This is a genomic window from Streptomyces sp. 5-10, assembly GCF_014712245.1.
In the GTDB taxonomy this organism is placed as follows: domain Bacteria; phylum Actinomycetota; class Actinomycetes; order Streptomycetales; family Streptomycetaceae; genus Streptomyces; species Streptomyces violaceusniger.
In genome coordinates this window covers 375,438-390,790 of the sequence record NZ_JACVYG010000002.1, presented here as the reverse complement: position 1 = coordinate 390,790, position 15,353 = coordinate 375,438, and the positions used below count along the sequence as shown (strand labels likewise).

At 72.3% G+C, this 15,353-nt stretch carries 11 protein-coding genes; 6 read left to right on the top strand and 5 right to left on the bottom strand.

Going from position 1 to position 15,353, the window contains the following annotated elements:
* Positions 1–262 precede the first annotated feature (262 nt).
* On the top strand, positions 263–1,222 hold the full coding sequence (locus tag IEJ02_RS04125) for a ComEA family DNA-binding protein (RefSeq protein ID WP_317985713.1): 960 nt from the start codon (positions 263–265) through the stop codon (positions 1,220–1,222).
* A 623-nt stretch (positions 1,223–1,845) separates the two neighbouring features.
* Complete coding sequence (locus IEJ02_RS04120; protein WP_223863312.1) at positions 1,846–4,083, top strand: ComEC/Rec2 family competence protein; 2,238 nt, start codon at positions 1,846–1,848, stop codon at positions 4,081–4,083.
* A gap of 51 nt (positions 4,084–4,134) precedes the next feature.
* On the opposite strand, the gene IEJ02_RS04115 is transcribed toward IEJ02_RS04120, so the two are convergent.
* From IEJ02_RS04115 to IEJ02_RS04105, 3 genes are all read right to left on the bottom strand, one after another.
* Positions 4,135–4,917: a DUF899 family protein gene (locus IEJ02_RS04115; RefSeq protein WP_191063393.1), complete on the bottom strand. Its 783-nt coding sequence runs from the start codon at positions 4,915–4,917 to the stop codon at positions 4,135–4,137.
* 111 nt (positions 4,918–5,028) lie between these two features.
* A complete protein-coding gene (locus IEJ02_RS04110; RefSeq protein ID WP_191063392.1) occupies positions 5,029–5,571 on the bottom strand; it encodes an MOSC domain-containing protein in 543 nt (180 codons plus the stop codon).
* Positions 5,572–5,626: 55 nt separating this feature from the next.
* On the bottom strand, positions 5,627–5,914 hold the full coding sequence (locus IEJ02_RS04105) for a hypothetical protein (protein ID WP_191063391.1): 288 nt from the start codon (positions 5,912–5,914) through the stop codon (positions 5,627–5,629).
* Positions 5,915–5,958: 44 nt separating this feature from the next.
* Between IEJ02_RS04105 and holA the strand changes: the two genes are divergently transcribed.
* Positions 5,959–6,948: a DNA polymerase III subunit delta gene (gene holA, locus IEJ02_RS04100; RefSeq protein WP_020871375.1), complete on the top strand. Its 990-nt coding sequence runs from the start codon at positions 5,959–5,961 to the stop codon at positions 6,946–6,948.
* Positions 6,949–7,117: 169 nt separating this feature from the next.
* Here holA and IEJ02_RS04095 read toward each other — a convergent pair whose 3' ends face one another.
* Positions 7,118–8,071 carry a hypothetical protein gene (locus IEJ02_RS04095; RefSeq protein ID WP_223863311.1) on the bottom strand — a complete coding sequence of 318 codons (954 nt, stop codon included), beginning with the start codon at positions 8,069–8,071 and terminating at the stop codon, positions 7,118–7,120.
* A 278-nt stretch (positions 8,072–8,349) separates the two neighbouring features.
* Complete coding sequence (gene rpsT / locus IEJ02_RS04090; RefSeq protein ID WP_137977933.1) at positions 8,350–8,616, bottom strand: 30S ribosomal protein S20; 267 nt, start codon at positions 8,614–8,616, stop codon at positions 8,350–8,352.
* A 273-nt stretch (positions 8,617–8,889) separates the two neighbouring features.
* Between rpsT and lepA the strand changes: the two genes are divergently transcribed.
* The 3 genes from lepA to IEJ02_RS04075 all read left to right on the top strand — a co-directional run bounded on the left by lepA (position 8,890) and on the right by IEJ02_RS04075 (position 15,332).
* Entirely contained in the window at positions 8,890–10,767 is a 1,878-nt protein-coding gene (gene lepA / locus IEJ02_RS04085; RefSeq protein WP_137977932.1) for a translation elongation factor 4, read from the top strand.
* Between the two features lie 279 nt (positions 10,768–11,046).
* On the top strand, positions 11,047–12,936 hold the full coding sequence (locus IEJ02_RS04080) for an AMP-dependent synthetase/ligase (RefSeq protein WP_191063390.1): 1,890 nt from the start codon (positions 11,047–11,049) through the stop codon (positions 12,934–12,936).
* Positions 12,937–13,172: 236 nt separating this feature from the next.
* A complete protein-coding gene (locus tag IEJ02_RS04075) occupies positions 13,173–15,332 on the top strand; it encodes a SpoIIE family protein phosphatase (RefSeq protein ID WP_317985711.1) in 2,160 nt (719 codons plus the stop codon).
* Positions 15,333–15,353 lie beyond the last annotated feature (21 nt).

The window sequence follows — 15,353 nt, the reverse complement described above, 5'->3', positions numbered from 1 at the left end:
CGGCCGCGTGTGCCTACCGTCAGGTGGCATGAGGTCACGATCACGCACAGTAACCACTGGTCCGGGGCGGAGCCGCCATCGCGACGGCGGGGCGGGCCGCCGCCCTCGCCCGCCGTCCGGTACGGGGTTGGTGGGTGGCGGAAGCCGCCGCCGCAGCGTCCACCGCCAGACGCACCCCGCCGCGTCTTCACGCGCGAGTCGCGCGGCGGCGCTCTTCGCCACGGCCTCGTCGGCGCCTCCGGCGTCTCCGGCGTCCCCGGTCGTGGTCCGGTCCATCGCGCTGGGCAGCAGGGACGGACCGAAGCACGTCGCGGGGTCGGCCGAGGCGGCGGAGGAGGTACGGAACGAGGAGCCGCCTGAGGACGGGCACGAGGAGGGGCACCAGGAGGGGCCTGAGAACGCGTCCGGGAACGCGTCTGGGAACGCGTCCGGGAGCGGGGCTGGGAACGGGTCCGGGAACGCTCCGCTGCGCAGACGCGACCGGGCAGGGCTGGCCCTGCGCGAGCGGCTGCCGTTGTGGCTTCAGCTGCGCTGCGGCATGGAGCTGAAGACGGTCGCCGCCCTGGCGGTCGCCCTGCTCACCGCGGTGGCCTTCGCGGCCTACCACTTCTGGACCGGCCGTCCCCAGACCGTGCGCGCCCCGGACCCGGAGCCTCCGCGCGCCGCACCCTCCGAACCCGGCCCCACGCCGGGCGGGCAGCTCACCCCGTCCGGCGGCGGCCGGAAGGTCGTGGTGGATGTGACCGGCAAGGTCCGCCGCCCCGGCCTGCGGAAGCTGCCGGACGGGTCGAGGGTCGCCGACGCGCTGGAAGCGGCGGGCGGGGTGCGGCCGGGCGCCGACCTGAGCGGGCTGAACCGCGCCCGCCCGCTGGTGGACGGAGAACAGATCGTGGTCGGCGCCCCCGCGGCGGGACCACCGGCGCCGGGCGCGGCGGCCGGTGGCTCGAACGCACCCAACGCGCCCAACGCACCCAACACAGCCAACGCGCCCAACGGGCCCAACGCACCGGCCGGGCCGGGGGCACCCGGTGGCTCGGTGAGCCTGAACTCCGCGACCGCCGAACAGCTCGACACCCTCCCGGGCGTCGGCCCCGTCCTGGCCCGGCACATCATCGACTACCGCACCCAGCACGGAGGTTTCCGCTCCATCGATGAACTCCGCGAGGTGAACGGCATCGGCGAGCGCCGGTTCGCCGACCTGCGCCCGCTGGTCCAGCCATGACGTCCGCACAGCCCCCACGCACCCGCGCCCCGGTCCATGTGGCAGCCGCGTCCCCACGCGGTGCGTCACACCCACGTCAGGAGGGCCCACCCGACCTCCGCCTCGTACCCCCGGCCCTGGCCGCCTGGGCAGCCGCGGCACTAGCCCTGGACGCACCGCCGTCAACGGTCGCCCTCGTCTGCGCAGCAGCCACCCTCGTAGCGGCGGCCCTGCTCATCCGGACCCGCCGACGAGCCCCGACACCGCCCGGCCGACGCCACGCCCCACCCGGCTTCCGATGCGGACCGGACGACCGGAGCACGCCCGAGCCCACCGCGTCGCGGGCTCACGGCGCCGAGCCTTGGCGGCAGGGGCGAACGCCGAATGCCGGACGGCCGCCCAACGCCGCACCCGTGCCCCACGGGGATGGCCACAAGGTGTCGGCCGGGCATGCCACGTCGCCGCCGCGCGGCGCCGTGCGGCGCGCACGCCGCACGGCAGGGGCGGTCGCCGGACGTTCGCCCGGTGCCGTACCCGCGGCCCGCAGGTGGCTGGGCCCCGGCGATGGCCGCAACGTGTCGGGGCAGCGAGCCACTTCACCACCGCGCGCCGTCACGTGGCGTGGACGGCGCACGGCGGGAGCGATGGCCGCATTGCTGTTGTGCGGGGCCGCTGCGGGGGCGGTCGCCGGGCTGTACGGGGCGGACGTACGCCGTGGCCCCGTCCCCGCACTCGCCCGGGAGTACGCCGAGGCCACCGCCGAGGTGACGGTCACGGGGGACCCACGGCTCACCCGGCCACGGGTGCGGGGCGCGGCGCTCGCGCCGGCGTCCGTGGTCCTGGAGGCTGAGGCCGATCGGATCACCGGCCCCGACGGCACCACGACCACCACCCGCACGCCCGTCCTGGTCACGGTCCACCCCAGGTCCGGTGAAGAGCGGACGGCCTGGCTCGGGCTGCTGCCGTCCACACGTCTACGGGTCCACGGCCGCTTGGCGCCGCCGCTGCGCGGCGGTGACCGCATAGCGGCCGTAGTGCGCGTGAGCAGCGGGCCCCCGAGGGTCACGGGCCCGCCCAGCGCGGTCCAGCGGCTGGCCGGGCGGCTGCGCGCCGGGCTGCGCACCGCGACCGACGGGCTCTCCCGGGACGCGCGGGCGCTGCTCCCGGCGCTGGTCGTGGGGGACACCTCACGGGTGCCGCCCGAGCTGGACGAGGCGTTCCGGGCCACGGACATGCTGCACCTCATGGCCGTCTCCGGCAGCAATCTGACGCTGGTGCTCGCCCTGCTCACGGGCCCGCCCCAGTTGGCCGGGCGCGCCGAACGGCGCGGTCTCGCGGGCGCGCTCGGCATCCGGCTGCGCACCACCGCCCTCCTCGGCGGCGGACTCACGCTCGCCTTCGTCATCGTCTGCAGACCCGAGCCCAGTGTGCTGCGTGCCGCCGCCTGCGGGCTGATCACCCTGCTCGCCCTCGGCACCGGCCGCCGCCGCACCCTGCTCCCGGCCCTGGCCGCCGCCGTCCTCGCGCTGGTGCTCTACGACCCCTGGCTGGCCCGGAGCTATGGCTTCCTGCTCTCCGTGCTGGCCACCGGCGCCCTGCTCACCATCGCGCCGGGATGGAGCGCGGCCCTCCAGCGCCGTGGCGTACCGCCCCGGGTGGCCGAGGCGCTGGCGGCCGCCGCCGCGGCCCAGGCGGTCTGCGCACCGGTCGTCGTGGTGATGGCCGCGCGAGTGAGCCTGGTGGCGATCCCGTGCAACCTCATCGCCGAAGTGGCGGTAGCCCCCGCCACCACCCTCGGCTTCGCCGCGCTCGCGGCAGCCGCCGTCGCGCCGCCGCTCGCCCAGTGGATCGCCTGGCCGGCGGGCTGGCCAGCCGAGTGGATCGCCCAGGTGGCCCGCACCGGCGCGGCGCTGCCCGGGGCCGGGGCCGACTGGCCGGACGGCTGGACCGGCGCGCTCCTGCTGGCCGCCGTCACCCTGGCCGTGGCCCTCGCGGGCCGCCGACTGCTGCGCCACCGCCTGCTGTGCGCCGTATGCGCGCTGCTGGTGCTGCTGGCCGTCGTACGTCCGGCACCCCTGGCCCGGGTCATCACCGGCTGGCCACCGCCCGGTTGGCGGATGGTGGCGTGCGATGTGGGCCAGGGCGACGCCCTGGTCCTGGCCGCGGGCCCCGGCACGGCCGTCGTCGTGGACACCGGCCCCGAACCGCGAGCCGTCGACCGCTGCCTGCGCTCCCTGGGCGTCGTCCGGATCCCGCTCCTGATCCTGACCCACTTCCATGCCGACCATGTGGCCGGGCTGACCGGTGCGTTACGCGGCCGCGCGGTCGGGGCGATCGAGACGACCGCCCTGGAAGAACCACCAGGCCAGGCCGAGTTCGTACGCCGCGAGGCCGGGTCGGCGCACATCCCAGTCATCGCGGCGCGGCCAGGGGAACGACGACGCTTCGGCCCGCTGTCCTGGCAGGTCCTCTGGCCCGCCCAGCCACCCGCCCCGGCCGCGGCCGAGGGCCCGAACGACGCAAGCGTCACCCTCCTCGTCCGCACGGCGGGCCTGACCCTGCTCCTCCTGGGCGACCTCGAACCCCCCGCCCAGCAGGCCCTGCTGACGACACACCCGGCCCTCCCCGAGATCGACGTGCTCAAGGTCGCCCACCATGGCTCGGCCTACCAGGACCCACAGCTGCTCCGACGCCTCAGCCCCCGTCTGGCCCTGATCTCCTGCGGCGCCGACAACCCCTATGGCCACCCCTCGCCCCGCACCATCGCCTCCCTGCGCGCCCAGGGCGCCGCCGTACTGCGAACCGACACCGACGGCCCCATCGCGGTCACGCGCGACCGGGGCCTGCGCGCGGTCCTCGGAGGCCGCGGCGGGGCTGCGTGACGGTCCGCCTGAAACACCCCAACTACCGATCACTCATGTCCGCGGCACGCGTCAGTGATGGTGGCCGTGTCGGCCCAGGGTCTCCACGGGGGTCGCGCCGGGGCGGGTCCACTGCGGCACGGGGCGGCTGGTCGGGCCCCAGGTGGCGTTCCCTTCCGCGTCCGAGCGCCAGGACCAGCAGGCGTTGCCTCCCTTCGGCCAGCCCTCGGGGTTGTCCTCCCACGCCTCGCCGCGGCCGTAGGGCGTCATGTCGAGCAGGCCGAGGGACCCGTTGACCCGCTCGTTGCCACGGCCCGTCGTGGAGTAGGTGAGGAACACGCGGTCGCCGTCGCGCAGATAGCTGGTGAGGTGCCCCATGTCGCCGCCGACCGGCGGGTCCACGTCGCGCACCGAGTACCAGGGCTGGGTGTAGCCCATGAACGCGACGTAGGAGGCCACCTCGTCCCAGCGGCCCGTGGTCAGGACGGCGAACGAGACGCCGCGGGCGTTGAGGTAGACGGCGTCCTTCAGGTGCCAGGCCGTGGTGGTGCAGCCCTCGCACTGCCCCTGGTGCGGCGCGCCGTCGTACCACATGTGCTTGTAGACCACGAGCTCGTCGCGGCCCTGGAACAGGTCCAGGAACGGGACCGGGCCGTCGGGGCCGACGACCTCGACCGTCCCGTCGAACTCCACCATCGGCAGCCGGCGGCGGGCCGCGGCGATGGCGTCGCCCTCGCGGGTGTGGGCCTTCTCGCGGACCAGCAGCTCGTCACGGGCCGCCTGCCAGGTGGCCAGGTCGACCACGGGCGGGCGGCCGGGCAGCGCGGTGGTCGGGTCGTCCGGTGTGGCCGTCATGGTGTCCTCCGTGGTGTCTCGTGCAGGGCAGCGTCGTACGGCGTTCTACGACGGTCACCAGAAGAGACTCCCGGCCCGGCCGGAACTCATCGCGACAGGGAGCGCCCGCTCTCAGACGCGGTCCAGGGGGCGGTGGGGTTCGGCGGGGAGCTCGGCGTGGATCAGGTCGCCCGGGCGGACGGTGCCGCCCTCCCGCACGATGCTCATGATTCCGGCCTTGCGGATGACGTTTCCGGCCTCGTCGCGGCCGACGACCTGCTTCAGGAGGCCGTTTTGGAAGTGGTCGATCTGCAGGCAGGGATTGCGGAGGCCGGTGGCCTCCAGCACTGCCTCGTCGCCGATGCGCAGCAGGGTGCCGACGGGGAGGGCGAGCAGGTCGATGCCGCGGGTGGTGATGTTTTCACCGAGGTCACCGGGCAGCACCTTGAAGCCCTCCGCACCGACCTCCGCGAAGAGTTCTTCGTGGATGAGGTGGACCTGGCGCAGGTTCGGCTGGGTGGGGTCCTGGGCGACGCGGGAGCGGTGCTTGACCGTTACGCCGGCATGGACGTCGCCCTCCACGCCGAGGCCGGTGAGCAGGGTGATGCTGTCCCGGTTCGGCTTGGTGAACGAGTACTCGCCGTTGCTGCTGACTGCCGTCACCGTTCCGCTCATCCTCGGAGTCCCCCTCTTCCGTGACCACGGTTCGTTATGAGCCTAGTCCCGGACGCTATTCGGCCTCCAGCCAGCCGTCGTACTCGTCCGCGAGCGCGTCCAGCGCCGTCGGGTCCAGCCGGCCGGCCGGGTCCTCGATCACCACCAGCCACTGGGCGTCCTCGGCGTCGTCCTCACCCGCCAGGGCGTCCCGCACCAGCTGCGGTTCCTGGGCGATGCCGAAGCGCTCGGGAAGGGCCTCGGCCACCTCCTCCGCCGCGTCGCGGTCGGGGAGCACCAGGATGTGCCGGGCGTGCGGGGCGCCGGTCAGTCCTTCATCGATCACCGGAACATTGTCGGACATCCGGACGGCGGGGCTGTCGGTGGTCCGTGGGATGCTGGACCGCGATGGCCAGGAAGACGACGACCGACGATCCACTCGCCCCGGTGACCCTCGCCGTGGGCCAGGAGGAGCTGCTGCTCGACCGCGCCGTGCAGCAGGTGGTGGCGGCCGCCCGCGCGGCCGACCCCGACACCGATGTGCGCGACCTCATGCCCGACGCGCTCCAGCCCGGCACTCTCGCCGAGCTGACCAGCCCCTCGCTCTTCGCGGAGCGCAAGGTCGTCGTGGTGCGCAACGCACAGGATCTGTCGGCCGACACGATCAAGGACGTGAAGGGCTACCTCGGCACCCCCGCCGAGGAGATCACCCTGGTGCTGCTGCACGCGGGCGGGGCCAAGGGCAAGGGGCTGCTCGACGCCGCCCGTAAGGCCGGGGCGCGCGAGGTCGCCTGCCCGAAGATGACCAAGCCCGCCGACCGGTTGGCGTTCGTACGGTCGGAGTTCCGTGCCACCGGCCGGTCCGCCACCCCCGAGGCATGCCAGGCCCTGGTCGACGCCATCGGGAGCGATCTGCGCGAGTTGGCCAGCGCGGTCTCCCAGCTCGTGGCGGACGTCGAGGGCACGATCGACGAGGCCGTCGTCGCCCGCTACTACACCGGGCGTGCCGAGGCGTCCAGCTTCACCGTGGCCGACCGCGCCGTCGAGGGCCGCGCGGCGGAGGCCCTGGAGGCCCTGCGCTGGGCCGTCTCCACCGGGGTGCCGCCGGTGCTGATCACCAGCGCCCTGGCGCAGGGCGTCCGCTCCATCGGCAAGCTGGCCTCCGCACCGCGCGGCGCCCGGCCCGGCGATCTCGCCCGTGAGCTGGGCATGCCACCGTGGAAGATCGACCGGGTGCGGCAGCAGATGCGCGGCTGGTCGGCGGACGGTGTGGCGATCGCGCTGCGCGCCGTCGCCGAGGCCGACGCGGGGGTCAAGGGCGGCGGGGACGATCCGGAGTACGCCCTGGAGAAGGCCGTCGTCACGATCGCCCGCGCCGCCCGGGCGGGCCGCCGCTAACCGTCAGCCGGGCCCCGGGGTTGGGGAGCGCGTCTCGTTCCGAGCACGTTTCTTTCCCCACCCCGCCCCTTCCCGAACCGGGGCTGCGCCCCGGGCCCCCGCCGGGGCTGCGCCCCGGGCCCCTATTGGGGCTCCGCCCCGCGTCGATACGCGGGGTTCGGGACCGTGATTACTCCTTCATCTTCGTCAGCGTCGCCTTCGCGCTCTTCTTCAGCATCTCGGTGGCCTCGTCCGGGGTCTTGGCCGAGGCACTGGAGGAGGACGACACGTACTCCGACCAGGTCGACTGATAGGTCATCCAGCCTTCCCGCACGGCGAGGATCACATAGGCGCCGGTGTTGGAGGTGCTGCTCTTGCTCTCCTGCCTCACCACATACGCCTCGTCGCCCAGCCCCCCGACCGGGCTCACCTCGTAGCTGTAGCTGGACGTCTTCTGGTCCTCGTACGCCCGGTACTGGGCCTCGAACTCGGGGCCGGGGTCGGTCTTCTTGTGCAGCGACGCCGTCGTGTAGAGCCACACCGAGGAGTAGTCGCTGCTGCTCGCGCCGCTCGGCTCGAAGTCGATGTTGCAGGTCATCGAGTCCAGCGCGGGGCTCTCGGAGCTGCTGTGCTGGGGGTTCGACGACGAGTCGCTCTTCTGCTCGTACCCGGAGTCCTCGAAGGCCTGGGAGTCCGTCGAGCCGCACAGATTGGTCGTGTAGCGGTAGCCCGCGAGATCGGCCTTCGCCTCGCTCCCGTCGAAGCCTCCCGTGGCGAACAGCACCCCGGTCCAGACCGCCGAGGCGACGACGGCCCCGCCCAGCCCCCACAGCCAACCCTTGCCGCCGCCCCCGGCCCCGGGGCCCATGGGCGGTGCTGCCCCGGGAGGCGTGCCCGGCGCGCCCATCGGGCCGTAGCCGCCGCCCAGGGGGACGGAGGGCATCGTCGGCTGGGCGTACGGATTGTGCTGGGACGGCTGGGTCTGGGGCGGCACCTGCCCGTACGGGCCGGGCGGCGGGCTCTGCGGCGGGCCCTGCGGTGCTGATCCCTGGAGCCCCTGCGCCGGGCTCTGCTGAGGCGGCTGAGGCGGTTGGGGCGGCTGCGGCGGCCCGTACGGATTGGGTGTTTCCCCCGGTGTCGACATGACGTGAACATACCCGAATTAAGCGCGAAAGCCCCGCGCTGTCCTGGGGATAAGGACAGGCGCGGGGCCTTCGTATCGATCAAGTGCGCCGCACCCGCGTGGCGAACGCAGGCCGCGTGCGGCGCGGTGCCGCTGAAGAGGCGGAAGGGGCTGAAGAGGCTCTCGGCTGCCGGTCGGAGCGGGTGAGAGGGACCGCTGTGCCCAAACCGGCTGGAGACCAACCCCGGAAGGCGTCAGCCTTCGAGGTCAGCCCCGGAGGGGGTCAGCCCCGGAAGGCGTCAGCCCTGGATGCTGGAGACCTGCTGGGCGAGCGCCGACTTCTTGTTGGCGGCGTTGTTCTTGTGCAGAACGCCCTTGCTGACGGCCTTGTCGAGCTTGCGCGCGGCGATGCGGATGGCTTCGGTGGCCTTCTCGGCGTCACCGGCGGCCACGGCCTCGCGGGTGCGGCGGATGGCGGTCTTCAGCTCGGACTTGACCGCCTTGTTGCGCAGGCGCGCCTTCTCGTTCGTCTTGTTGCGCTTGATCTGGGACTTGATGTTCGCCACGTAAAAGCCTTCACAGGTTCGTTGGGTTTCACTTGCTTCGTGGTGCGTCCGTGCCCATGGCGGCGTCCGCGGCGTCCGTGAAGACGTCCATGGAGCCCCCTACGGAGATGTCCTGGGAGATCTCCGTGAAAGAGGGGGCACGAGACACAGTCGGCCAGGTTACCAGCAGGGTCCATGGCGTCCCAAACCCGGAAGAGGTCGCCATTCATGGGACCATGGACGGGACTGACCCATACCGATAACACCGAGTCCCGCCTAGACACAGGACCCTGCGTGCCCGCGACCCCTACCAATGTGCCGGAGCCGAGCCGTACCGACCCGGCTCTGATCCGTAACTTCTGCATCATCGCGCACATCGACCACGGCAAGTCGACGCTCGCCGACCGCATGCTCCAGCTGACCGGTGTGGTCGAGCAGCGGCAGATGCGCGCGCAGTACCTCGACCGCATGGACATCGAGCGCGAGCGCGGCATCACGATCAAGTCCCAGGCGGTCCGGCTGCCCTGGGCGCCGACGAAGGACGAGGGCGGCGAGCCCGCCACCCACATCCTCAACATGATCGACACCCCCGGCCACGTGGACTTCACCTATGAGGTCTCGCGCTCCCTCGCCGCGTGCGAGGGCTGCATCCTGCTGGTCGACGCGGCCCAGGGCATCGAGGCCCAGACCCTCGCCAACCTCTATCTGGCGATGGAGCACGACCTCACGATCATCCCGGTCCTCAACAAGATCGACCTGCCCGCCGCCCAGCCCGAGAAGTACGCCGCCGAGCTCGCCCACCTCATCGGCTGCGACCCCTCCGACGTGCTGAAGGTCTCGGCCAAGACCGGCGAGGGCGTGGCCGAGCTGCTGGACCGGGTCGTCGAGCTGGTGCCCGCCCCGGTGGGCGTCCACGACGCCCCCGCCCGCGCGATGATCTTCGACTCCGTCTATGACGCCTACCGGGGCGTCGTGACCTATGTGAAGGTCGTCGACGGCACGCTCAGCAAGCGCGAGCGGATCAAGATGATGTCCACCGGCGCCGCCCATGAGCTGCTGGAGATCGGCACCAACTCGCCGGAGATGACCCCCGCCGACGGGCTGTCCGTGGGCGAGGTGGGCTATCTGATCACCGGTGTGAAGGATGTCCGCCAGTCCAAGGTCGGTGACACGATCACCCAGGTCAGCGGCGGCGCGCAGGAGCCGCTGGGCGGCTACAAGGACCCGAAGCCGATGGTGTTCTCGGGGCTGTATCCGCTGGACGGCTCGGACTACCCCGAGCTGCGCGAGGCCCTGGACAAGCTGCAGCTCAACGATGCCGCGCTGGTCTACGAGCCGGAGACCTCGGCCGCCCTCGGCTTCGGCTTCCGCGTCGGCTTCCTCGGGCTGCTGCACCTGGAGGTCATCCGTGAGCGCCTGGAGCGCGAATTCAATCTCGACCTGATCGCCACCGCGCCCAATGTGGTCTATCGGGTCGAGATGGAGGACGGCACCGAGCACACGGTGACCAACCCCAGCGAGTTCCCGGTGGGCAAGATCGCCACGGTGCACGAGCCGGTCGTCCGGGGCACCATCCTCGCCCCGAGCGAGTTCATCGGCGCGATCATGGAGCTGTGCCAGAACCGCCGCGGGGTGCTGCTCGGCATGGACTACCTCTCCGAGGACCGGGTCGAGATCCGCTACACCCTGCCGCTCGCCGAGGTCGTCTTCGACTTCTTCGACCAGCTGAAGTCCAAGACCCGCGGCTATGCCTCGCTGGACTACGAGCCCACCGGTGAGCAGACCTCCGACCTGGTCAAGGTCGACATCCTGCTGCACGGCGACAAGGTGGACGCGTTCTCGGCGATCACCCACAAGGACAAGGCGTACGCGTACGGCGTCCGGCTGGTCGCCAAGCTGCGCGAGCTCATCCCGCGGCAGAACTTCGAGGTGCCCATCCAGGCGGCCATCGGCTCCCGGGTGATCGCCCGTGAGACGGTCCGTGCCATCCGTAAGGACGTCCTCGCCAAGTGCTACGGCGGTGACATCTCCCGTAAGCGGAAGCTGCTGGAGAAGCAGAAGGAAGGCAAGAAGCGGATGAAGATGGTCGGCAGCGTGGAGGTGCCCCAGGAGGCCTTCATCGCGGTGCTGTCCTCCGACTCCGACGGCAAGGACTCCAAGGCGAAGAAGTAGGACCCCGCCCCGGGAGACGAAGAGAGCGCCCCGGGAGAAGGAGCAGAACCTCGTCCCGGGAGAAAAGGCCCGAGGCCACGGCACCGGGGACAGTGTGGTCAGCGGGCCTGGCGTGATGGATGCGCCGGGCCCGCCGCCATCCGGGGCGTCTCTTGGGCATCTCGTGAGAACAACGTGACCCGGCCCCCTTACGCCGTAAGGATTCGGCCCCTACCCTGATCACCTACTCGAAGGTTACTCGCGAGTCACCAAGCAATGATGCGGGCCCCGGAGGATGCCGTGACCGACACACAGAACTTGCTCGAGAACCGGCCGCCGTCCCTGGCGACGCACTTCCTCCAGCGCGTCGAGGCGACGCCGGACAAGGAGGCGTACCGGTATCCGGTGCCTCCTGCCTCGGGCACGGGCCCCGACGAGTGGCGGCCGCTGACCTGGCGGGAAAGCGCGGATCGGGTCTTCGCCATCGCCGCCGGGCTGATCGATCTGGGCATCCGCCCCGAGGAGCGGGTGGCGCTGGCCTCCTCCACCCGCGTCGAGTGGATCCTGGCCGACCTCGGCGTGCTGTGCGCGGGCGCGGCCACCACCACGGTCTACCCGACCACCAACGCCGACGAGACCTCCTTCATCCTCTCCGACTCCGGCAGCCGGGTGCTGATCGCCGAGGACGCGACGCAGCTCGCCAAGGTGCGGGCGCAGCGCGAGGAACTCCCCGAGCTGGCCCATGTGGTGGTGATCCAGGCCGACGACGCGGTCCCCGCCGCGGACGACCCCGAGGGCTGGGTGCTCTCGCTCACCGAGCTGGAGAAGCGGGGCACGGCCCTGCTGGAGCGGCAGCCGGACGCCGTACGGGAGCGGATGGACGCCCTGCGCAGCGATCAGCTGGCGACGCTCATCTACACCTCCGGTACCACCGGGCGCCCCAAGGGCGTACGCCTGGCGCATGACTCCTGGTCCTATATGGCCATTGTGATCGGCAATCAGGAGGGACTGCTCTTCCCCGACGATGTGCAGTACCTGTGGCTGCCGCTCGCGCATGTCTTCGGCAAGGTGCTGACGGCGGGGCAGATCTACGTCGGCCACACCACGGCGGTGGACGGCCGGGTCGACAAGATCATCGACAATCTGCCGGTGGTCCGGCCGACCTATATGTGCGCGGTGCCGCGGATCTTCGAGAAGGTCTACAACGGGGTGGCCCAGCGGGCGCGCGAGGGTGGGGCGGCCCAGTACAAGATCTTCCAGTGGGCGGCCGGGGTCGCCCGGGACTACGCCAGGATCTCCCAGGACAACTTCCGCCGCACCGGCACCGCCTCCGTGCCCTTCGGCCTCCGGGCCCAGCACGCGCTGGCCGACAAGCTGGTCTACGGCAAGTTGCGCGAGGCGTTCGGCGGCCGGCTGCGGGCCGCGGTATCCGGCTCCGCCGCGCTCGCGCCCGACATCGGCTACTTCTTCGCGGGCGCCGGGATCAACATCCTGGAGGGCTACGGCCTGACCGAGTCCAGCGCCGCCAGCTTCCTCAACCCGGCGGACTACCGCACCGGCACGGTCGGCAAGGCGTTCCCGGGCCTGGAGGTGCGGTTCGCCGAGGACGGCGAGGTGCTGCTGCGCGGCCCCGGCATCATGCAGGGCTACCACGGGCTGCCGGAGCTGACCGCGCAGGTGCTGGAGTCCGACGGCTGGTTCCACACCGGGGACATCGGCGAGCTGTCCCCCGACGGCTATCTGCGGATCACCGACCGCAAGAAGGACCTGATCAAGACCTCGGGCGGCAAGTACGTGGCGCCGGCGGAGGTCGAGGGCCAGTTCAAGGCGGTGTGCCCGTTCGTCTCCAACATCCTGGTGCACGGCGCCGACCGCAACTACTGCACCGCGCTGATCGCCCTCGACGAGCCCACGATCATGAAGTGGGCGGGCGACCACGGCCTCGGGGGCAGGACCTACGCGGAGGTCGTGGACACCGATGAGGTGCGCGAGCTGATCGGCGGCTATGTGCAGCGGCTCAACGACGGGCTGCAGCGCTGGCAGACGATCAAGAAGTTCCGGCTGCTGCCGCGCGATCTGGACGTGGAGCACGGGGAGTTGACGCCCAGCCTGAAGCTCAAGCGCCCGGTCGTCGAGCGTGAGTACAAGGAGCTGATCGAGGACATGTACGCGGGCGCGCGGGAGGTTTAACGGGCAAGGATACGACCCCGCACCGGATTTCAGGTTGACCGGCCCGCCGGACACATGAATTTTCCCCTTATCGCGGTTCACTTGCGTAACCCGGTGCATATGAGGGCGGTCCGTCTGTCACTCTGTCCGTGCCGGATACGGTTACGGATACGGCGTTATGACGGAGCTTCTTCAGGAGCCGCACAGTGGGGACGTCATCTTCTGCCACTTCTGGTGGGTCGGTTGAGGGCGGTGGGGTGGTTCTACCGGTCGGGGGTGGGGTCGGCCCCGTCCGTACCAGCGCATCGGCACGCGTCAGCCTGCCCGGCACTCCGCTCGCGGCCTCGGCCGCGCGCCGGTTCGTCCGTGCCGCACTCGCCGACTGGGCCGCGCTCGAGGTCCCGGCCGCCGACCGGGTCACCGACCAGGTGGCTGACGAGGCCGTACTGCTGGTGAGCGAGCTGGTCACCAACGCGGTGGTGCACGCGGGCACCGCCGTCGAGGTGAGCTGTGCGCTGGATGTCTCGGACCGCGAGGGTGAGCCGCCGTCCCTGGTGGTGGAGGTGACCGACCACCATCCCACCCGGGTGGTGCGCGGCGATCCGCCGGACGCGGACGAGCCGCCGGAGTACGCCGGGGGCCACGGGCTGCGGCTGGTGGCCGAGATCGCCGAGTCCTGGGGGACGACCTACCGGCGGGCGACCAAGTCGGTGTGGTTCCAGATGGCGGTGGCGCCCACGGGCCCGGCCGCCGCGGGCGGCATGGGCTCGGCCTTCATGGACGCCGCGGCCGCCGTGGACGCCATGGACGCCATGGATGCCATGGACGCGGCGAACGCCTCCGTGGCCGGGCCGGACGGCGGATTCGGGGCGGGGGCCGTCGCCGGGGGTTTGGGCGCCGTCCCCGACGGCCTGGAATCCGTCCCTGAGGGGCTGGGAGCCGTCTCCGAGGGCTCGGGAGCTGTCTCCGAGGGCCTGGGCGCTGAGGGCCTGGGGACCGTCGGTGAAGGCCGTAAGGAGGGCGTCGAGGCCGTCGAGATCGTCGCGCCCGCGCAGGGCCTCGTCCCCGTCCGCCGGGACCCCGAGTGGATCCAGCGCGGCGCGCTCTCCTTCCTCGCCGAGGCGTCCGATCTGCTGGCCGGGCAGTTCGACGAGGACATGGTCACCTCGCTCGCCGGACAGCTGCTGGTGCCCCGGCTCGCCGACTGGTGCGCGGTCTGGCTCGACTCCACGAGCGGCCCGCCGCGGCTGGCCCGGGTCTGGCACGCCAGCGAGGGGCGCATCGAGGGCCTGCGGCAGGTGCTGGAGAAGGAGCCGCCCCATGTGCCCACCGCCGTCCGCGGCAGCGCCGTGGAGTGGCCCTGGCCGGCCGACCCCGCCGCGTACGGGCCCGGCGGCGCGGCCCTCGCATGCCGGCTGGTGGCGGGCGGCCGCGCGCTCGGCACGCTGCTGCTGGGGCGGGCCGGGCTGGTGCGGATGCCGGCCGAAGTGGTCGGCCTGATCGAGGACTTCGCCCGCCGCGTGGCCCTGGCGCTCGCCTCCGCCCGCCGCTACACCCGGCAGGCGACCATCAGCCGGGTGCTCCAGCGCGGGCTGCTGCCGTCCGTGATCCCGCGGATCCCCGGGGTCGAGTCGGCGGTGGTGTATGAGCCGACGGGCGAGATCTCGGCCGGGGGCGACTTCTACGACGTCTTCCCGGCCGGTGACGGCCGCTGGTGCTTCGTCCTGGGCGACGTCTGCGGGAACGGCCCGGAGGCGGCCGTGGTGACCGGCCTCGTACGGCCCTGGCTGCGGCTGCTCGCCCGCGAGGGGTACGGCGTGGGAGAGGTCCTGGACCGGCTCAACCAACTGCTGGGCGAGGAGGCGGTGGAGCAGGCCGTCGAGGGCGCCGCGGAGGCCGTGGTGGCCGGTGTGGAGGCCGTGGGAGGCCCCGCGGGGGTCGTGGAGCTGGTGGACGGCGGCCTGGTCGGAGGCGCGGGGCTGCCGCCGGGCGGCGGGGTCGCGCGGTTCCTGTCGCTGCTGTACGGGGAGCTGGAGCCGCTGGGCGACGGCCTGGGGGTGCGCTGCACGCTGGCCAGCGCGGGGCATCCGCTGCCGCTGGTGCTGCGGCCGGACGGCGAGGTGCGGACGGTCGCGGCGCCGCAGATACTGCTGGGCGTCGTGGAGGATGTGTCGTACGAGAGTGAATCGTTCGATCTGACGCCCGGGGAAACGCTGCTCTGTGTGACGGACGGGGTGACGGAGCACCGATCGGGCGACCGGCAGTTCGACGACGAGGACGGCTTGGCGGCGACGTTCGCGCTGTGCGCGGGGCTGAGCGCGCGGCAGGTCGCGGAGCGGGTGCGCCGGGCGGTGGACGAGTTCGCGGCGGATCCGCCGGACGACGATCTGGCGATGCTGGTCCTGAAGGTGCTCTAGGGAGTGTCCGGCGGGTCGTGA